Below are 18,911 nucleotides of genomic sequence, written 5' to 3'. Positions count from 1 at the left end.
CATTTACTCGAAGCCCACGAAGCGAGTAGACAGCACCGGCTCGTCCTTCGACAATGCCAACCCCTCCCACGGCAGGGTGACCAATTGGCGTGCCAGATATGCGCGCGATTCCTCAAGCGTGGGCAGGCCCTCGACTACTTCGCCGGAGCGCATGAGCGGGACGGTGAGTTCATAAGAAGTGAGCTGGCCGATCTTCGGGGCGTCGTGATCAAACGGAAAGACGATTTCCTCCACGGCGGTGCCGGTGGCGCGGTGTGTGCGCACGGCCTTCTTTGTACCGCCGGTCATTTGCTTGCCCCGCGAGCGCTTGGCCACGGGGTGACCTTCAACCTCCACCAACTTGTACACCATGCCGGCAGTCGGGGCGCCGGAACCGGTGACCACGGAGGTGCCAACGCCGAAAGCGTCCACGGGGTTACCGCGCAACCCGGCGATGGCGTATTCATCCAAGTCAGAGCTCACCACGATGCGGGTGTTGTGGGCGCCTAAATCATCGAGTTCCTGGCGAACCTTTGTGGTCATCACGCCAAGATCGCCGGAATCAATGCGCACAGCCCCGAGTTCCGGGCCTGCTACATCGATGGCATTACGAACGCCCTGGGAGATGTCATAGGTATCCACCAGCAGGGTGGTACCGATACCTAAGGTGTCGATCTGGCTGCGAAACGCTGCGTCCTCGTTGGGGGTGCCGTCGTCATTGATGTGCAGCAGGGTCCAAGCGTGGGCGGCGGTGCCGGTGCCGGGAATGCCGTAGCGATACACGGCCTCCAAGTTTGAGGTGGAGACAAAGCCAGCCAGGTAGGCTGCGCGGGCGGCGGTGACGGCTGCCTGCTCATGCGTGCGGCGCGAGCCCATTTCGAAAATCGGGCGACCATCAGCGGCGGTGACCATGCGGGCTGCCGCCGAAGCGATGGCGGAGTCGGCGTTCATGATCGAAAGGATCACGGTTTCTAAGATAACGCACTCCGCGAAGGTGCCGCGCACCGTGAGCAGGGGAGAATGCGGGAAATAGAGCTCTCCCTCGCGGTAGCCATCGATATTGCCGCGGAACTCATAGTTTCGCAGGAAATCGATGGTTCGCTCGTCTAAGAAGCTCAGCGAGGCAAGCTGTTCCTCGCTGAAACGGAAGGCGCGAACCGCATCGAGTACGCGCGCCGTGCCCGCAACCACTCCGTAGCGGCGTTCATTGGGAAGGCGCCTGGAAAATACTTCAAACGTGCATTGCTTGGAGGCGGTGCCGTCGGCAAGCGCCGATTGCAGCATCGTCAGCTCGTACATGTCGGTGAGCAGTGCGGTGGATTGTTGAGAAGTCACGGCATCCAAGTGTAGCCCCATGACCCGAGGCCGGGTGGGTAGGCTAGTGGCATGATGTCTGCACCACTTGCATCTCACGATGCGCTCGAACGCGCCGAAATCCGCGCGATGAGTTCACCAATGGCAACACCGGAATTAGATGAGGCTTTGGCTGTCGATGTCGCCGCCAAAGAAAACCTGCCGTGGATGTGCATTGTGTGGGACGATCCGGTGAACCTCATGAGCTACGTGGTGTACGTTTTCCAGACCATCCTGGGCTTTTCCAAAAAACGCGCGATCGAGCTGATGCAGCAGGTGCACACGGAAGGCAAAGCGGTGGTGTCTTCTGGTGAAAAAGACAAGGTCGAAGCTGATGTGAAGAAGCTGCACACAGCCGGCCTTTGGGCGACCATGCAGCAAGGGGGTTAATGGATGCAACCGTGGAAGAAAAAGAAGGCCCTACTGCGCGGTACCCGCTACGAAACCGTGTTGGAGCCCATCGAACGCGAAGTGCTGGGCGATCTGGCCGCAACGGTGAGCGAGGCGCTGATAGGCCGGGCGCAATCCGCCCCCAAAGACGAGCTTGCCGAGCTCACCGGCATGGCCCAGGGGCACACAGACGCCCCCGAGGATCCTTCGCTGGCCCGACTTCTGCCGGACTTTGAGCGCGAAGGCGATGAGGAATACGAAGGCGATAATTCGCTCCTGCGATCCCTGCACGAGCAGGACATTACCCGCGCCAAACTGGAAAACCTCCGCGCAATCGGTGACGTTCTGGGCCCGGATGGCTCCGTGATGGTGAGCATCAGTGAGGCCGATGCTCACAAGTGGCTTGCGGGACTGAATGATCTGCGCCTCTACCTCTTTTCGGCGGAGCCGGAGAACCCCGATGCTGACCGTGACCGCCTCAACTTGGTGGAATGGCTCGCCTATAACCAGGAATCGCTGCTCAGCGCCATGATGGGTCCCCTGGAGCAGTAGTGAGCTTGTCGACGATCCCCGGTATCTCCATCGGCCACGCCAGCATGGAATCGTCCGGATGCACTGTGGTGCTGGCCCGTGATGCCGCCGTGGCTGCCGTCGATGTGCGCGGCGGAGGCCCCGGCACCCGCGAGACTGACCTGCTGAAGGCTCACAACACCGTAGAGCGCGTGCAGGCCATCTGCTTATGCGGCGGATCCGCCTACGGGCTGGCGGCTGCTGACGGAGCGATGCGAGAACTGGAAGCGCAAGGCATTGGCTTTGCCGTGCTCGGCCCCGAGCGAGAAGGCCCCATCGTGCCCATCGTGCCAGGTGCAGTAATTTTCGATCTGCTGGTGGGCGATCCCGCTTGCCGCCCCGGAGCCGCCGAGGGTGCCGCTGCAACACTCAAGGCACTGAGCGGGAAGCCAGAACATAGAGCGCACAGCAATGTTGGCGCTGGTGTGGCAGCCACCGCGGGAAAACTCCGCGGAGGATTCGGTGAGGCGGCGCTGCAGGTTGGTCGGTGGCGGATAGCTGCAGGCGTGGTGGCAAACCCAGTTGGGCATGTGGTGGATCCAGCCAGCGGCAAGCTCTACGGCGATCCAACCGCGCCGGGCATTGATCCCGGGCAATACGCACAGCTTGAGGGTTTGGAATCGAAACTCAACACCACCATCGGCGTGATTGCCACCGACGCGCCCGTCACCCAAGCCCAGGCGAAGCGCCTCGCAATGGTGGGACACGACGGTCTGGCCCGAGGCGTCCAGCCTGCGCACTCGCCACTTGATGGAGACACGCTTTTTAGCCTTTCCACCGGCGACGCCAGCGGAGTGAGCACCCAAGAATTGCAGCAATTATGCATCGCCGCCGCTGATGTGGTGCAGGCTGCGATCGTGGACGCCGTGCGTCGCGCACGGCCAGGCTTTGGGTTACCCGCTTACGAGTCACTACGTTTGGAAGCACTATGAGTATGAATCCCGGGTACCCGCAACCCAACCAACGCCCCAATATGCAGCGCGTTGCGCAGCCGAATCCCTATGGTGGACAGCACCTTCCGCCGCAGCGCATGCCACAGCAGGCTCCTGTGAAAACTTCCGGGAACGTCGGTGCAGGGTTCCTGTACGCCTTTGGCTACCTGGTGGTGATTTGGAGCGTGCACCTGGTCAACGTTTTCGTGTTCCGGGGAACGCTGACGTACTTCGGTGTGCACCCGCTGGATCTCTCATCAATCTGGCACATTTTCACTGCCCCGTTGATTCATGGCTCCTCGGCGCATATCGCTGCCAATTCCATCCCCGGTGCAATCTTCTGCTTCCTCATCGGCTTAAGCGGACATCGCGCTTACTGGGAAGTTACCGGCATAGTGTGCGTTGTTAGTGGCCTGGGCACCTGGCTTGTGGGTGGCATTGGCACCTCCCACATCGGTGCTTCGGGTTTGATTTATGGGTGGTTGGCCTACCTGGTGGTTCGCGGCATTTTTAACCGCAGCGCAGGGCAAGTGGTGCTCGGGATCGTACTGGCCTTTGCGTACTCCGGTTTGATTTGGGGCGTGCTGCCAACCGATGAAGGCGTGTCCTGGCAGGCGCACCTCTTTGGAGCCATCGGTGGCTTCATCGCCGGTGCCACGATTACCAGCGATGATCCTCCTGCGCTGCAGGCGAAGCGTGCACGCGAGGCGCAGATGCGTCAAGCACGCCGCTAAGTGATGCGCTCAGTGATGAAGGCTTGAGGGCAAGCAGATTGGACACCCTTGGGTACACTCGAGCGCATGCCTGAGCCCTCATCACCCATTGGAATCTTCGACTCTGGCCTTGGCGGACTCACCGTGGCGCGCACCATCATGGAACAACTGCCACACGAATCCGTGCATTACATCGGCGACACCGCCCACGCCCCTTATGGCCCAAAATCCATCGCTGAGGTGCGGGAGCGTTCCATCGTGATCGGGGATCAGCTCATGGAGCGCGGGGTCAAAATGATCGTCATTGCTTGCAATACGGCTACCTCGGCGGCATTGCGAGACCTCCGAGAACGCTACGACGTGCCCGTACTCGGGGTGATTCTTCCAGCGGTTCGCAGGGCAGTAGCCACCACCCGCAATGGAAAAATTGGTGTGATTGGCACCGAAGGCACCATCAATTCGGGTGCATATCAAGAACTCTTTGCCGCTAGCCCTTCGGTGGAAATCGCAGCCGCTGCATGCCCTAGCTTTGTAAGCTTTGTGGAGCGCGGTATTACCGCTGGTAGGCAGATCCTCGGCGTGGCGCAGGGGTACCTTGAGCCTTTGCAAGCGGCCGGGGTAGACACCTTGGTGCTTGGGTGTACGCATTATCCATTGCTCACTGGCGTGATCCAATTGGCGATGGGGGATCACGTCACGCTCGTTTCTTCTGCAGAGGAGACGGCCAAGGATGTGATCCGTGAGCTTTCCGCCAGCGATATGTTGGCGGATGAGGCGCATCAGCCTCGGCACCATTTCCATTCCACGGGTGATCCAGAAGTTTTCGCGCAGTTAGCTACGCGATTCCTCGGCCCTCATGTGAGCAACGTGGAACACATCACCGCAACGTGATTCCTTCAACTTCAAGCGCGCACGGGTTTCATATTTCAGTGCATGCCGTGGCAAAGTTGCCAGTATGAAGGTGATTGTTCTTGGCAGTTCCGGAAGCGTCGGTGCTCCCGATAATCCGGCCTCTGGCTACCTCATCCTTCCCGATCGTGGCACGGGCGTGCTCATGGACATAGGTCCGGGGGTGCTCGCGCAGCTCCAGCGCTTCCACGGCCCCAATGAAGCACATGTGGTGTTCTCACATCTCCACGCAGATCATTGCCTCGATTTCCCATCGCTGATGGTGTGGCGGCGCTATCACCCAGAATCACCCGCATCGGGGCGCAACCTCTGTTTCGGTCCCGCTGCCACTTTTGAGCATCTTGGGCGTTTGAGTTCTGATGTGGCTGGTGAAGTAGACGACATGTCCGATACCTTCGCTTTCAGCCCCTGGCAGGCCCACCGTGAAGAAATTGTAGGTTCGCTGAACATCACACCTTTCCCCGTGATTCATCCAGTTGAAACCTATGCGCTGCGCGTGCAGGATCCCAGAAGCGGCAAGGTGATCGCGTACTCGGGGGATTCCTCTTTTACTTCCGAACTGGTGGCGTGCGCCCGCGATGCGGACCTCTTCCTCTGTGAGGCAACGTGGGGCGTGAGCAGCGAAGGCAAAGCGCCCAACATGCACCTATCAGGGGCAGAGGCCGGCCGTATCGCGCAAGAAGCTGGGGCAAAACGCCTGCTGCTGGTGCATATTCCGCCGTGGGGTGATCCGCAGGGTGCGTTGGAGGCGGCCCGCGCAGAATTCGATGGCCCAGTTGAGGTTTCCGCGGCTGGCATGGAGATCCACGTTTAAACTTGTTGGGTGCCAGGTAACGTTGTTGGCATGACTGAAACTTTTTCGCGCGCCGACGGCCGCGCCCGTGACCAAATGCGCCCTGTGAAGATCACCCGCGGTTTCACCACCAATCCCGCAGGTAGTGTCCTCATTGAGTACGGAAATACCCGCGTGATGTGCACCGCAAGCGTTGAACTCGGTGTCCCTCGATTCAAAAAGGATTCCGGCGAAGGTTGGCTTACCGCTGAGTACTCGATGCTACCTGCCGCCACTCACGACCGTATGCGTCGCGAATCCATGGCCGGCAAAGTCAAGGGGCGCACGCACGAAATCTCTCGCCTCGTTGGCCGTTCCCTCCGCGCGGCCGTGGATTTGGGAGAGCTTGGCGAAAACACCATCAACATTGACTGCGATGTGCTGCAGGCCGACGGTGGCACCCGCACCGCCTCCATTACTGGTGCCTATGTTGCGCTTGCCGACGCGATCGCGCACCTCAAAGCCGAAGGCGTGGTTCCCGGCGAGCCGCTGCTGCCCCCAGTAGCTGCGGTTTCGGTTGGGCTTATCGACGGCCACGTCTGCCTCGATCTGCCCTATGAAGAAGACTCCCGCGCCGACGTAGACATGAACGTCATTATGACCGAGTCGGGCAAGTTCGTGGAGATTCAGGGCACGGGCGAGCACAACACCTTCGACCGTGATCAATTGAACGCCATGCTCGACTACGCGGAGAAGGGCTGCCGCGAGCTGATTGCCGCCCAAAAGGCGGCTCTGGAAGGGGAGCTGCGCTAAATGCAGATCCTGCTTGCATCCAATAACGCCAAGAAGTTGCGCGAGCTGCAAACCATCCTCGATTCTGCCGGGATCGATGGGGTAGAGGTACTGCCGCTCAGTGCAGTGGATGCCTACGAAGAACCAGTGGAGGACGGCCGGACCTTCGCCGATAACGCGCTGATCAAGGCGCGCGCCGGGGCGAAGCATGCGGGCCTGGTCACCGTCGCCGATGATTCCGGCATCGCCGTGGATGAGCTCAACGGCATGCCCGGCGTGCTTTCTGCACGCTGGAGTGGTGCCCACGGCAATGACGAGGCCAATAACGAGCTGCTGCTCGGCCAAATGGCACACGTGCCCGATGAGCGCCGTGCCGCGGCCTTCGTGTCCGTCTGCGCACTGGTTACCCCCGAAGGCGAGGAGCACGTGGTGGAAGGCCGTTGGCCTGGCCGCCTGCTGCGCGCCTCGCAGGGCGAGGGAGGATTTGGTTATGATCCGCTCTTCGTTCCCACCGAAGAAGATGAGGCTGGCACCGGCCGCAGCGCCGGTGAACTGAGCCCCGAGGAAAAGAATGCGATCTCGCACCGCGGGCGTGCGCTTTCGCAACTCGTCCCCGTGATCAAGGATTTGGCTGGCTAGGTGCTGTCGGTGGAGGACTCACAGGAGCAGCCGCATCGTGCTTCGGGTAAACGGTTTCTTTTGACCTCGGCATTGATGCTGGTTACAGCCGCAATTTCGGTGCTGTTCTTTTCATGGCTCGATGCCGGTGATCGACTCGTCTACTTCAATCCAATCTCGGCCTCAGCTTTGCTTTCAGCGATCATTTTCTTTGTGCTTGGCATCAAGAAACTCAAGCTGCAAGAAGATCAAGGCATCGGATGAACGCAGATGTCATGGCGGCCGTGAGGCGTGTGGTTCTGAAGGCCTCGTGCTTTCACCCCTTTGAGTTTTAGGTGGTTCACGCTTCAATGAAAAGGGAGACGGGAACTGGGAGGATTGTAAAGTTCCCGAATTTCGCTTGGGTGATCCAGCGATAATGACACAACGGCCAACCTCAATACATTGCGAGGTTGGCCGTTGTGCTGCGCGAAAAAGTTAGGAGAGCTGGAACTGCGCTTCCACTTCCTTGCGGCGCCAGTGCTCCACGAAGAAGGAGAGGAAGGGGATGGTGCCCGCCAGCGCGGTGACCAGCCACTTGGTAGGCTCCCAGCGTGCCTTGGTGCCAAGGTTCAAGGTGGCCACCAGGTACAGCATGTAAAAAATGCCGTGCACTTGGCCGATGTACTTCGCCCAGGTGGGGATGTCCACACCTACGATGTAATCAAGCACCATGCGGGTGCATAGAATGAGCAACCACACGCCAGTGACCCACGCTGAAATGGAGAAAAGCTTCAGTGCTTTACGAACTCGGGCTTGGCGCTCGGGGTGAATTTTTGGCGTATTCGTCATGTTTGGGTTCCTTGCAATGAATGTTAAGCGCCCTCGCCGCGGTGGCGACGTTGCGGTTGTTGAAGCTGATTGAATTCCTCCACGCTGAGTTGCTCGCGCTGCGGGAGGAAGGATTCGTCAATTTCGGTGATCGTGTTGTGTTTGCTGGTGTTGTTTGGCTGCGCGGTGGCGTCGAAAAGCTCCTGGTCGGAGGCGAGTCTTTGGTTTTCGTACTCCACGAACTTCCGGTACGCGTACACGAAGAAGGCGCCGAAGAATGGCCACTGCAAAGCGTAACCGAGGTTTTGGAAGGTTCCGGAGCCGGATTGAAAGCGCGTCCACTGCCACCAAGCAAGCAAGAGCGTGGCGATCACGGCAATGATGAGAAACACGATGTGCCAAAGACGCACGCGGAAGCGACGTGGCTGTTGGGGCGCGTGATCGCTGTGTTTCTCGGTGCTCACGGGTGGAAAGTCTACCCTTTTGGCGGGTCCAACAAAGGTTGGTTGGACCGGTTGGTGTGATGGGGGCTGTGACGTGTACTATGCAACAAGCAACTTCGTTGCGATGCGCCCGTGGCGGAATTGGCAGACGCGCTGGATTTAGGTTCCAGTGTCTTAGGACGTGAGAGTTCAAGTCTCTCCGGGCGCACCACGTACCGCAAGTGGAGCCTCACGCTCAACGCTTGCGGTTTTTCTTTACACTGCGGAAGTATGGCAAAAGTAAAGAACCCATGGGAAACACTGTTTGAGCACGAAGGCCAGCAAGATCCGAACTGGCATGTTCGGGAGCACTTCGTCCTCGATTGTGATGCTGCAGTAGTCCAGAGTTTCAATGCGGAGCTACCCGAGGCATCAAGTGCCAGGGTTGAAATTGGCCTTCCTCCAGAACCGTTTATCGGCAATATCAATGCCGCTTCAGTGATCCTTCTGGCCTCCCATCCAATGATCGGCGGAAATGAGGCGCTGGACAACGAGGTATGGCGGAAGGCGTACCGAAAGAATCTTCGCTCGGGCGGCAATAAGGGCGGTTTCTACTACGCCAAGGATCTCAGCACGATGGAATTGCCAGGTGCTCAAGGGTTGTTTGGAGTTCGTCGAATAGAGGCGGAGGATTCGCCCACCGGTGAGGTGCAGCAGGCGCAGGCGGGTGTGCTGACTCCGCTCCTGAATGATTTGAGTGAAAAATTGGGAGGGGAGGGATTCAACCACGCCGACGATGATCTTCGGGCTGAAGTTGCTCGCAAGCTGTACAAGAATCTCATGGTGATCAATCTTTTCCCTTATGCGGTGGACTATTCGCGCGATGTGTTTGCGCAGCAAGAGGGAAATTGGCTGCCGAGTCAGCGCTATCAGCGCGCACTTGTAAAAAAGGCGCTCAAGCGCGCCAAGGAGGAAAAGTATCCGCCTCTGGTGATCGTGAGTAGGAGGCAGCAGGAGTGGTATTCGGCCGTTCCTAAGTTGCAGCACAAATTTGGAAAGCGCCCGAAGTCACTGGCACTCATGCAAAACCCGGGCATGGTGGTGACGCAAAACGCCTTGGATAGCGTGCACGGTAGAGGGGCGTACAAGCAGGTGTTGAAGCGCTTGCGTGCCTAAAGTTTTTGCAGTTCAGAGGTGATTCGGGGGTGGGTGGCTAGAGTGATGGGCATGAGTATTTCGAGGGTCTTCGACGCCTACCTTTCCAACAGCGATGTGCCGGCGGTGGAAAGCACCTTTGGGGAACTGCATTTTGAGTATGCCTGTGAGGCAGTTGCTGAGGGCCGTGCGGCAGAGGCGCTGGCTCGCGCCGTCGATATTGCGGCTGCGGAGCTTGGCTCCAGTGACTCAGATTGCTGGCAAGAGCGTTCTAGGGAGCCCGCTCGATGGCTTCGACCGCCTGGCGAACACGCAGACGGGGGCGAAAAATGACAAAACCCTCACCTTTTGTGGCATATTTGTATTCCTAACAAATGTACTTGCGGTGCGTGGCTTCTTCCGCCTTCGGGCGGGCAAGTGGCCATCACCTTTTTTCCGAAACAGGAGTATTTGCTGGTGACCGACCATAAACTCGCAGCCAACACCACCCACGACGCCCCTCGTTTGGTCTCTACGCTAAGCGATACCCCATTCGCGCTCATTTTCCCAGGCCAGGGTGTGAGCTGGTTGCCCGCTCTGCGCGAGGCGCTGGCTCAGGGTGCCACGCGCACCATCGAGCCGATTGTGGCTGAGGCGCGCACGAAGCTCAGTGGCATCGAAGAAAAGATCATCGGCACCCGCCCCTTCGGATTCGATCCCATCGTTTGGGCGCAGAACGAAGAGCTCGCCCCGGCCAATCCCCAAGCCGCCGCACTCAGCGTACCCGGCATCTTGGTTTCCCAATTGGCCACCCTCGATGTGTTGGAGCGCCAGGGCCTCGATATCGACTCCGCCACCACTGCCCTCGGCCATTCCCAGGGCGTGTTGGGGGAGTACGCCCTCAAGGATCTCTCCAGCGCCGCCGATGTTTTGGCCATAGCCGAATTGATCGGCGTCGCCATTACGCGCCGGGCCAAGATCACCGGGCTTGTTGCCCAAGGAGATGCTGCGCCGATGGTCTCCATCACCGGCATCAGCCGCGAACAGTTGCAAGGCGCCATTGACCATGCGTGTGGGGACGTTGATCAGGACATTCGCCCTGTGATCGGCCTGCGCAATACCCGCGACAGCTTCGTGCTCGTTGGCCGCCCTGCGGATAATCAGAAGGTTCTCGATTTTTTGAGCGCGCAATCGAAGCGCTCCCAATCCGAGGTGGAAAAGAAGCTGCGTGGCGGCTCTGCCTTCGCGCCGAAGTTTAACCCCCTTCCCATCGAGGTTGGCTTCCACCACCCGCAGATGAACAAGGCCGCAGACAATGTCGAACACTGGGCGAAGCAACTCGGCTTGGATGCCGAGCTGGCGCGCAAGGCCGCTGAAGTCGTGATGGTCACCCCCGTCGACTGGCCCGCACAGGTCAATGAGGCACTCGAAACCGGGGCTCGTTGGCTTCTCGACGTCGGACCTGCCGAAGGGGTTACCGCGCTCACCCGCCCAGTGTTGCAGGGTAGTGGTGCTGCCACCTTGGCTGTTGCTATCCAAGCTGGTCAGGCAAAGCTTTTCGACGCAGGCCGGGCACCTTCCCTTCCCGCCGCCTTTGAACAATTCGCCCCGAAGCTCAAGCGCGCCGCCGATGGCAGCGTGCGCGTTGCCACCAAGTTCACCGAGACCACCGGACGCAGCCCCATGCTGCTCGCCGGTATGACACCCACTACCGTTGACCCCGAGATAGTCGCTGCCGCCGCAAATGCAGGCCACTGGGCAGAGCTCGCCGGTGGTGGCCAAGTAACGCCAGAGATTCTTGAACAGCACCTAGATCAGCTAGCTGAGCTGCTTGAACCTGGCGTCAATGCCCAATTCAACTCCATGTTCCTGGATCCCTACCTGTGGAAGATGCAGATCGGCGGTAAGCGCCTGGTGCCCAAAGCCCGTGAAAACGGCGCGCCCATCGACGGCATCGTCATCACCGCCGGCATCCCCGAGCACGATGAAGCCGTGGCATTGGTGCGCGACCTCCGCGCTGACGGCTTCCCCTGGATCGCTTTCAAACCCGGTGCCGTAGCGCAGATCCGCAAAGTATTGGCCATCGCGGCAGACGTGCCCGAGGTGCCAATCATCTTGCACGTTGAAGGCGGCAAAGCCGGTGGGCACCACTCTTGGGAAGACCTCGATGAGCTACTCATTGCGACCTACGCCGATATTCGCGCCGCCGAGAACGCGATCCTGTGCGTAGGCGGCGGCATTGGCACGCCCGAGCGCGCAGCCGACTACCTCACCGGCGAGTGGTCCACGCGCTATGAACTGCCGGCGATGCCCGTCGACGGCATCCTCATCGGTACCGCAGCCATGGCCACCAAGGAGGCCAAAACCTCCGAGGCTGTCAAACAACTGCTGGTGGAAACCCCCGGCTCCGCCGAATGGGTGCCCGCAGGTGGGGCCACATCCGGCATGGCATCGGGACGCTCTCAGCTTGGCGCAGATATCCACGAGATCGACAACTCCTTTGCCAAGGCCGGACGCCTGCTCGACGAAGTTGCCGGTGACGCGGAGGCTGTGGCAGCTCGCCGCGAGGAAATCATTGAGGCCATCGGCAAGACGGCAAAGCCATATTTTGGCGACGTCAATGCCATGACCTACGAGCAGTGGCTCAACCGCTACCTGGAACTTTCTGGCCCGGAAGGAACAAGCGACGGGAAGTGGACCGACCAGAGCTGGTTCAACCGTTTCACACAAATGCTGGAGCGCGCCGAAGCACGTCTGCACCCCCAGGACCACGGTGACATCGAACCCCAAATCGAGGTCAGTGAAGTTGATCCACGCGGGAGCGTCGAAAAGCTCTTGCAGCTCTACACCCAGGCGAAGAGCCAAAAACTTCACCCAGCCGACGTGGTGTGGTTCATGCAGCTTGCGCGCACACCGGGTAAGCCCGTCAACTTCGTGCCCGTGATTGACAAGGATGTTCGCCGCTGGTGGCGTTCAGACTCCCTCTGGCAATCGCACGATCCGCGCTATAGCGCCGATCAGGTGGCCATCATCCCCGGCATCGAGGCCGTTGCCGGCATCACCAAAGCCAACGAGCCCGTGGCTGAGCTGCTGGAACGCTTCGTTGAGGCAACCAAGCAGCGTCTTGGGCAGTCCGAGGTTCACGATGCCAACGACTCCGTGCTCGAGCGCATCCTGAAGGCACCCGGTGTTGCTTGGGCTGGCCGGATGAGCATCAACCCCGTACATCGCCTGGGGCAGCCCGAGCAATGGGAGGTTGTAGGCGAGCAAGCCACCCATGCCGACACCGGTGCGACACTGAGCGCAGTGGATGATCAGCACGCAGAACTTTCCGTGCCGCTGCGCGCGGGCGTGGATCTAAAGATCAAGCTCAGCGCATCGCAAACCCCCGGTGCTGCACCGCAGGTGACCGCCAAGGACGCAGAGGCCGCTATGGATGAGCTCTGCCGCGTTGCTGCCGGTGGCACCCTGGGTGAGGTTCGCGAATCCGAGGGCGTTGCCACCGTGCATTGGGAGGCCACCCTCACCGAGGAAGACCTGGCGGACTATGCCACCGTGACCGCCGGACACCTGCCCTCATTCCTGAGCGTCGATAGCGTTGCAGCCGACGTGCTGGTGGGCAAGGCATGGCCTGCCATCTTCGCCGCCGTTGCCTCCGCCCGCGTGCCCGGCAACGACGCCGCCCGAGTGGTAGAAGGCATGCTCAATCTGGTCCACCTCGAACACCACATCACCGTGCTTGACCGCGCCATTTTGCGCCCCGGTGTATCCATCGAGGTGCAGGCGCGCGCCGAAGAAGTCAACGACACCACCATCGGCCGCATCGTCGTGATCCGCGCGGAACTTTCCGTCGATGGCACCGTGTGCGCCAAGCTCTCCGAGCGCATGGCCATCCGCGGACGTCGCGGCAATGCAGTGGCACGAACCAATACTTCCGCGCTGCCAAGCGTTGCTGATGCGCCGCGTTCGTTCCGCAGCCACGCCAAGGTGCGCGCACCGCGCTCCATGAAGGCATTTGCTGCCGTCTCTGGTGATCACAACCCCATCCACACCTCCGATACCGCCGCCACCTTGGCAGGACTCCCAGGCGTGATCGTGCATGGCATGTGGACGTCCGCCATTGCGCAACTCGTGGCGTCGGCAAGCTATAGCGGCGAAACGGTGAACACCTCAGCCGCAGAGGTGAAGGAATTTACCGCCACCATGCTCGCGCCGGTGCTTCCCGGCCAAGAAATTGAATTCGTGGTGGAGCGCTCCGGTATTGATACCCGCGCTGGCCACGGTGAGGTGCGTGAAGTCACCGCCACCGTTGAGGGCAATCTCGTGCTCAGCGCCACCGTCGTGCTGGCAGAACCGCGCACCTTCTACGCTTTCCCCGGCCAGGGCATTCAGCACCAGGGCATGGGCATGGACTCGCGTTCCAAGAGTGCTGCCGCGCGCAAGGTGTGGGATCGAGCAGACGAACATACGCGGAACAAGCTGGGCTTCTCCGTATTGCACATCGTTCAAGACAATCCCACTGAAGTGCGCGTTCATGGCGAAACCTTCACCCATCCCAAGGGTGTGCTCTTCCTCACCCAATTCACGCAGGTGGCTATGGCTACCCTCGGCGTGGCACAAATTGCAGAAATGCGCGAGGCAGGCGTGCTGCAGGAGCGCGCATATTTTGCCGGACACTCCGTTGGCGAATACAACGCGCTAGCCGCCTTCGCCGGGGTTTTGAGCTTGGAAAACGTCCTCGAAATCGTGTATCGCCGCGGGCTCACCATGCACCGCCTGGTGGAACGCGATGAGGACGGGAACTCCAACTACGGCCTGGCCGCCCTGCGTCCTCACAAGATGGGTCTGAGCGCCGACAGCGTCTTTGAGTACGTGCAAAACTTGAGCCAGCAGTCCGGCGAATTCCTCGAAATTGTGAACTTCAACCTCGAAGGCAAGCAATACGCGGTCGCCGGTACCTCCAAGGGCCTTCGTGCCTTGGCTGCAGACGCAGAGCAGCGCGCGCCGGGTGCTCGTGCCTTCATCCAGATCCCGGGCATCGACGTGCCGTTCCACTCCACCCACTTGCTTGACGGTGTGGATGACTTCCGTTCGCACCTTGATTCACTTATCCCCGAGAACGTGGACCTGGACGTGCTGGTGGATCACTACGTGCCCAACCTCGTGGCGCGTCCCTTCGAGCTCTCCGAAGAGTTTGTGGAATCCATGCTTGATGTCGTGGACGCCCCCGTGCTGCACGAGATTGTCCGCGACTTCGATCAGTGGAGCTCCCAACCAGTGAAGCTGGCGCGCACCCTGTTGGTGGAACTGCTTGCCTGGCAGTTCGCCTCCCCAGTGCGTTGGATTGAGACCCAAGACCTCCTGCTTCGTCCTGAATCCGCAGGTGGGCTGGGTATTGAGCGCTTCGTGGAGGTGGGTGTGGCAAATGCCCCAACCCTTGCCAACCTGCTGGCCCAGACCCAGGCATTGCCCCAGCACCGTGACGCGCACGTGGAGATCCTCAATGCTGAGCGCGACCGCACCGTGGTCTTCGCTGCGGATGCCCTCCAACGAGAAGTACCCGAAACCCCGGAGGAAGAAGAGCAGAGCACCGAACAGGAAGCACCGCAAGGTGTCACACAGCAGCCCACCGAGGTTGCTCCCGCAGCGCCTACCGGCGGCCCGCGCCCCGAGGACATCGCATTCACCCCCGCGGATGCCACCGAGATGCTCATTGCGCAGTGGACCAAGGTTCGCCCCGACCAGATGGCGGCAAGCGACTCCATCGAAGCCCTGGTGGAAGGCGTTTCCTCGCGCCGAAACCAGCTCCTGCTTGACCTCGGTGTGGAATTTGGGCTGGGTGCTATCGACGGCGCTGCCGATGCCGAACTGTCCAGCCTGAAGCAGACCGTGAGCAAGATGGCCAAAGGCTACACGCCTTTCGGCCCCGTGCTTGGCGACGCCATCAGCGACGCCCTCCGCCGCATAACCGGCCCCACCGGCAAGCGCCCGGGATACATCGCAGAGCGCGTCAGGGGCACCTGGGAGCTCGGCCAAGGATGGGCTGATCACGTTACCGCTGCACTTGTGCTGGGTGCCCGCGAGGGAGCGTCGCTGCGCGGCGGCGATTTGGCCACCCTCACCCCCGCATCTCCGGCTTCTTCGGCTGAGCTGGATCAGCTTATCGACGCCACCGTGCAAGCCGTAGCCGCTGCCCACGGGGTGAGCGTGTCACTGCCAGGCGGTGGAGCCTCCGGCGGCGGCGTGGTTGATTCCGCCGCTCTGGGCGCATTCGCAGAGCAGGTTACCGGTGACAAGGGCGTGCTGGCAGCAACCGCCCGCACGATCTTGGAAAACCTCGGTCTAAGCGATGGCGGTGCATACGACTTTGAGGCCGATAATGCCGATGCCGCCGTCGTCGAATTGGTCACTGAGGAGCTTGGCTCCGATTGGATCCGCCAGGTCACCCCCGCCTTCGACGCCAACAAGGCAGTGCTCATCGACGACCGCTGGGCAAGCGCACGCGAAGATCTCTCACGAATCGCCGCTGGCGAAGAGCTCGATGTTCGCTTCGACGGCGCTGGTGAAACCGTTGCCGCTCATGCCGAATACCTCGGTGTGGACTGGGCCGCCGTGCAGGCTCGCGATGACGCTGAGCTTGAATACGCCGATGATGTAGCCGTAGTGACCGGTGCATCGCCTGATTCGATTGCTGCGGCGGTCGTCGAAAAGCTTCTCGCAGGCGGTGCCACGGTGGTGCTGACCACTTCCTCTTTGGGTCACAAGCGTTTGGAGTTCTACAAGGATCTCTACCGCCGTTCCGCTCGCGGCCAGGCCGCTGTGTGGATCGTGCCCGCGAACCTGTCATCGTTCAGCGATCTTGATAATCTGATCAACTGGATCGGAACAGAGCAGGTCACCACCGTAAATGGCGCATCGAAGGTGCTCAAACCGTCGCTGGTTCCCACTCTGCTCTTCCCCTTCGCAGCACCTCGTGTTTCCGGCTCCTTGATGCAAGCTGGAGCGCAATCCGAGCTGCAGATGCGTCTGCTGCTGTGGTCCGTAGAACGCCTCATCGCTGGGCTTTCCACCATCGGGGCGGATACTCACGTGGGCGAACGCCTGCACGTTGTACTCCCCGGCTCCCCGAACCGTGGTCGTTTCGGCGGAGACGGCGCCTATGGTGAGTCCAAGGCAGCGCTCGATGCGCTGGTGACCCGTTGGCATGCCGAAACGTCCTGGCAGCCCAACACCTCACTGGTGCACATGCTCATTGGCTGGGTGCGTGGCACCGGCCTTATGGGTGGCAATGATCCGCTCGTAGAAGCCGTTGAGGCAGCAGGCGTCACTACCTATTCAACCGAGGAAATGGCCGCCAAGCTGGTGGAGCAGATCACCCCTGCGGTGCGTGAACAAGCAGCGCGCGGCCCCGTAGAAGTGGATGCCACCGGCGGACTAGGCGAATCTGACATCAATCTGGCAGAGCTCGCGCAGCAGGCGCGCACGAGCCAAGACAAACACGAGGAAGCCGAAGATCGCAGCCTGAAGGCGCTACCAAACCTCCCAGAGGTACTGTCTGGCAACGCGCCCGACTTCGCAGGCCAGGTGCAGCAATCCCTCGAAGACATGGTTGTGATCGTTGGCGCGGCCGAACTCGGGCCGTGGGGCTCGGCTCGTACCCGCTTCGAGGCGGAGCTCAGTGGCGATCTCTCCGCCGCCGGCGTGATGGAGCTGGCGTGGACGATGGGGCTCATTCACTGGAATGAGGACCCCACCCCAGGCTGGTACGACGCTGAAGACCAAGCCGTAGACGAGGCCGACATCTTTGAACGCTTCCACGATGAGGTGCTCGCGCGGGTGGGCGTGCGTCGCTATCACGATGACTTCGGCATGCTGGACAACCTCGCACCGGAGCTGACTACCGTGTACCTGGATCGAGATCTGAGCTTCACCGTTGCGGACGAAGCGGCAGCACGCAGCTTCGTTGAATCAAAGCCAGAGACCACCTCCGCAGCCTTTGATGAGGCGGCAGGGGAGTGGACGGTCACCCGTTACGCAGGATCGGCGGTGCGTGTACCGCGCCGGATGACGATGAGCCGCTTCGTCGGCGGACAAATTCCCGAGGGCTTCGACCCCTCCGTCTACGGCATCCCCGCGGACATGGTGGACAATCTTGACCGTGTGGCGCTGTGGAACCTCGTCTGCACCGTCGATGCGTTCCTTTCTGCGGGCTTTAGCCCAGCGGAACTGCTGGCTACTTTGCACCCGGCGCGAGTGTCTTCAACGCAGGGCACAGGTCTGGGCGGCATGCAGTCCATGCGCTCGCTCTACATCGACGGCATGCTCGCCGAGCCGCGCCAAAACGATATTTTGCAAGAAGCACTGCCGAACGTGATGGCAGCGCACGTCATGCAGTCCTACGTCGGTGGCTATGGCCAGATGATTCACCCAGTGGCCGCCTGCGCCACCGCGGCGGTATCCGTGGAAGAAGGCGTGGACAAGATCAAGCTGGGCAAGTCCGACTTCGTGGTTGCTGGTGGCTACGATGACCTCTCCATCGAAGGCATCACCGGCTTCGGCGACATGGCCGCCACGGCGGACTCGAAGGAATTGGAGTCCAAGGGCATCGAGCATCGCTACTTCTCGCGTGCGAATGACCGCCGCCGCGCCGGCTTCGTGGAATCCGCCGGTGGTGGCACCCTACTGCTGGCCCGCGGTTCCGTGGCCGCCGACCTCGGGCTGCCGGTGCTTGGCGTCATCGGCTTTGCTGAGTCCTTCGCCGATGGTGCCCACCAGTCCATTCCGGCTCCCGGCCTGGGAGCCTTGGGCGCCGCTCGCGGTGGGGAACATTCCCGTCTGGCGCGCAGTCTGCAGGCAGTGGGCGTTGCTGCCGATGACGTGGCGATCGTAAGCAAGCACGACACCTCTACCAATGCGAACGACCCCAACGAGTCTGATCTGCACGAGCGCATTGCCCGTTCCATCGGCCGCAGCGAAGGCAACCCGCTGTACGTGATCTCGCAGAAAACGCTCACTGGTCATGCCAAGGGTGGCGCAGCCGCATTCCAGCTCGTTGGCCTCACACAGGTGCTCGCCACCGGTGTGATTCCGGCGAATATGAGCCTAGACTGCGTGGATCCAGTGCTCGCCGCTAATGAACACCTGGTGTGGGTACGCAAGCCACTGGATATTTCCAGCAGGGCACCCAAGGCAGGTTTTGTCACCTCCCTCGGCTTCGGCCACGTTTCTGCCCTCGTGGCAGTGGTGCACGCCGGTGCCTTCGAAGAAGCGCTGCGCCAGCAGCGCGGCCAGGACGCCCTGCGCCAGTGGCAGGAGCGCGCCGCTCAACGCCGGGAGGAAGGTGCTCGCCGGATCCTCGACGGCATGCACCATGCCGCCAGCTTGTATGAGCGCCCCAAGGATCGAAATCTCGGCGAGGGTGGAGCGAAAGTGCAGAAGGAACGCGAAGCCGCAATCCTGCTTGACGATGGTGCCCGCCTGATCAACGGGGTCCTCGGAACCAGCGCCGAAGGCTAGG

The 18,911-nt window shown here is 60.9% G+C and carries 15 protein-coding genes and 1 tRNA gene; 13 read left to right on the top strand and 3 right to left on the bottom strand.

Going from position 1 to position 18,911, the window contains the following annotated elements:
• Positions 1–3 precede the first annotated feature (3 nt).
• Positions 4–1,335, bottom strand: a complete 1,332-nt coding sequence (locus CGERO_RS08450; RefSeq protein ID WP_123935020.1) for a nicotinate phosphoribosyltransferase — start codon at positions 1,333–1,335, stop codon at positions 4–6.
• Between the two features lie 30 nt (positions 1,336–1,365).
• Between CGERO_RS08450 and clpS the strand changes: the two genes are divergently transcribed.
• The 9 genes from clpS to CGERO_RS08405 all read left to right on the top strand — a co-directional run bounded on the left by clpS (position 1,366) and on the right by CGERO_RS08405 (position 7,292).
• Positions 1,366–1,722 (top strand): ATP-dependent Clp protease adapter ClpS, encoded by a 357-nt coding sequence (gene clpS / locus CGERO_RS08445; protein WP_377016760.1) that lies wholly within the window; start codon positions 1,366–1,368, stop codon positions 1,720–1,722.
• A gap of 3 nt (positions 1,723–1,725) precedes the next feature.
• Positions 1,726–2,274, top strand: a complete 549-nt coding sequence (locus tag CGERO_RS08440; RefSeq protein ID WP_123935018.1) for a DUF2017 domain-containing protein — start codon at positions 1,726–1,728, stop codon at positions 2,272–2,274.
• Complete coding sequence (locus CGERO_RS08435; protein WP_281271020.1) at positions 2,274–3,224, top strand: P1 family peptidase; 951 nt, start codon at positions 2,274–2,276, stop codon at positions 3,222–3,224. The genes CGERO_RS08440 and CGERO_RS08435 overlap by 1 nt, the downstream gene beginning before the upstream one ends.
• 98 nt (positions 3,225–3,322) lie before the next feature.
• Positions 3,323–3,958 carry a rhomboid family intramembrane serine protease gene (locus CGERO_RS08430; RefSeq protein WP_245998912.1) on the top strand — a complete coding sequence of 212 codons (636 nt, stop codon included), beginning with the start codon at positions 3,323–3,325 and terminating at the stop codon, positions 3,956–3,958.
• A gap of 66 nt (positions 3,959–4,024) precedes the next feature.
• Entirely contained in the window at positions 4,025–4,828 is an 804-nt protein-coding gene (gene murI / locus CGERO_RS08425) for a glutamate racemase (protein ID WP_123935014.1), read from the top strand.
• A gap of 64 nt (positions 4,829–4,892) precedes the next feature.
• Positions 4,893–5,660 (top strand): MBL fold metallo-hydrolase, encoded by a 768-nt coding sequence (locus CGERO_RS08420; protein ID WP_123935012.1) that lies wholly within the window; start codon positions 4,893–4,895, stop codon positions 5,658–5,660.
• Positions 5,661–5,690: 30 nt separating this feature from the next.
• On the top strand, positions 5,691–6,431 hold the full coding sequence (rph, locus tag CGERO_RS08415; protein WP_123935010.1) for a ribonuclease PH: 741 nt from the start codon (positions 5,691–5,693) through the stop codon (positions 6,429–6,431).
• Positions 6,432–7,049 (top strand): RdgB/HAM1 family non-canonical purine NTP pyrophosphatase, encoded by a 618-nt coding sequence (rdgB, locus tag CGERO_RS08410; protein ID WP_123935008.1) that lies wholly within the window; start codon positions 6,432–6,434, stop codon positions 7,047–7,049.
• A 9-nt stretch (positions 7,050–7,058) separates the two neighbouring features.
• A complete protein-coding gene (locus CGERO_RS08405) occupies positions 7,059–7,292 on the top strand; it encodes a hypothetical protein (protein WP_123935006.1) in 234 nt (77 codons plus the stop codon).
• A 213-nt stretch (positions 7,293–7,505) separates the two neighbouring features.
• Here CGERO_RS08405 and CGERO_RS08400 read toward each other — a convergent pair whose 3' ends face one another.
• Both CGERO_RS08400 and CGERO_RS08395 read right to left on the bottom strand, forming a co-directional pair.
• The gene (locus CGERO_RS08400) at positions 7,506–7,859 is read right to left on the bottom strand and encodes a DUF3817 domain-containing protein (protein WP_123935004.1); all 354 of its coding nucleotides are present in this window, start codon (positions 7,857–7,859) and stop codon (positions 7,506–7,508) included.
• Positions 7,860–7,882: 23 nt separating this feature from the next.
• Positions 7,883–8,302 (bottom strand): hypothetical protein, encoded by a 420-nt coding sequence (locus CGERO_RS08395; protein ID WP_123935002.1) that lies wholly within the window; start codon positions 8,300–8,302, stop codon positions 7,883–7,885.
• Between the two features lie 105 nt (positions 8,303–8,407).
• Between CGERO_RS08395 and CGERO_RS08390 the strand changes: the two genes are divergently transcribed.
• From CGERO_RS08390 to CGERO_RS08375, 4 genes are all read left to right on the top strand, one after another.
• Positions 8,408–8,492, top strand: a tRNA-Leu gene (locus CGERO_RS08390).
• Positions 8,493–8,551: 59 nt separating this feature from the next.
• Positions 8,552–9,436 carry a hypothetical protein gene (locus CGERO_RS08385; RefSeq protein WP_123935000.1) on the top strand — a complete coding sequence of 295 codons (885 nt, stop codon included), beginning with the start codon at positions 8,552–8,554 and terminating at the stop codon, positions 9,434–9,436.
• Between the two features lie 51 nt (positions 9,437–9,487).
• Positions 9,488–9,748 (top strand): hypothetical protein, encoded by a 261-nt coding sequence (locus CGERO_RS08380; RefSeq protein ID WP_123934998.1) that lies wholly within the window; start codon positions 9,488–9,490, stop codon positions 9,746–9,748.
• A 123-nt stretch (positions 9,749–9,871) separates the two neighbouring features.
• Positions 9,872–18,910, top strand: a complete 9,039-nt coding sequence (locus tag CGERO_RS08375; RefSeq protein ID WP_123934996.1) for a type I polyketide synthase — start codon at positions 9,872–9,874, stop codon at positions 18,908–18,910.
• The last annotated feature ends 1 nt before the right edge of the window (position 18,911 follow it).

Origin of the sequence: Corynebacterium gerontici, from assembly GCF_003813985.1 — a bacterium.
Lineage (GTDB): Bacteria > Actinomycetota > Actinomycetes > Mycobacteriales > Mycobacteriaceae > Corynebacterium > Corynebacterium gerontici.
The sequence above is the reverse complement of the archived record's forward strand: the minus strand, read 5'-3'. Positions and strand labels throughout refer to the sequence as shown.

Bases quoted from the DNA above. Each gene is read 5' to 3' on its own strand.
- CGERO_RS08430 (WP_245998912.1), top strand. From the start codon at position 3,323: ATGCCACAGCAGGCTCCTGTGAAAACTTCCGGGAACGTCGGTGCAGGG.
- rdgB (WP_123935008.1), top strand. From the start codon at position 6,432: ATGCAGATCCTGCTTGCATCCAATAACGCCAAGAAGTTGCGCGAGCTG.
- CGERO_RS08420 (WP_123935012.1), top strand. From the start codon at position 4,893: ATGAAGGTGATTGTTCTTGGCAGTTCCGGAAGCGTCGGTGCTCCCGAT.
- CGERO_RS08400 (WP_123935004.1), bottom strand. From the start codon at position 7,859: ATGACGAATACGCCAAAAATTCACCCCGAGCGCCAAGCCCGAGTTCGT.
- CGERO_RS08450 (WP_123935020.1), bottom strand. From the start codon at position 1,335: ATGGGGCTACACTTGGATGCCGTGACTTCTCAACAATCCACCGCACTG.
- CGERO_RS08440 (WP_123935018.1), top strand. From the start codon at position 1,726: ATGCAACCGTGGAAGAAAAAGAAGGCCCTACTGCGCGGTACCCGCTAC.
- CGERO_RS08385 (WP_123935000.1), top strand. From the start codon at position 8,552: ATGGCAAAAGTAAAGAACCCATGGGAAACACTGTTTGAGCACGAAGGC.
- CGERO_RS08380 (WP_123934998.1), top strand. From the start codon at position 9,488: ATGAGTATTTCGAGGGTCTTCGACGCCTACCTTTCCAACAGCGATGTG.
- rph (WP_123935010.1), top strand. From the start codon at position 5,691: ATGACTGAAACTTTTTCGCGCGCCGACGGCCGCGCCCGTGACCAAATG.
- clpS (WP_377016760.1), top strand. From the start codon at position 1,366: ATGATGTCTGCACCACTTGCATCTCACGATGCGCTCGAACGCGCCGAA.
- murI (WP_123935014.1), top strand. From the start codon at position 4,025: ATGCCTGAGCCCTCATCACCCATTGGAATCTTCGACTCTGGCCTTGGC.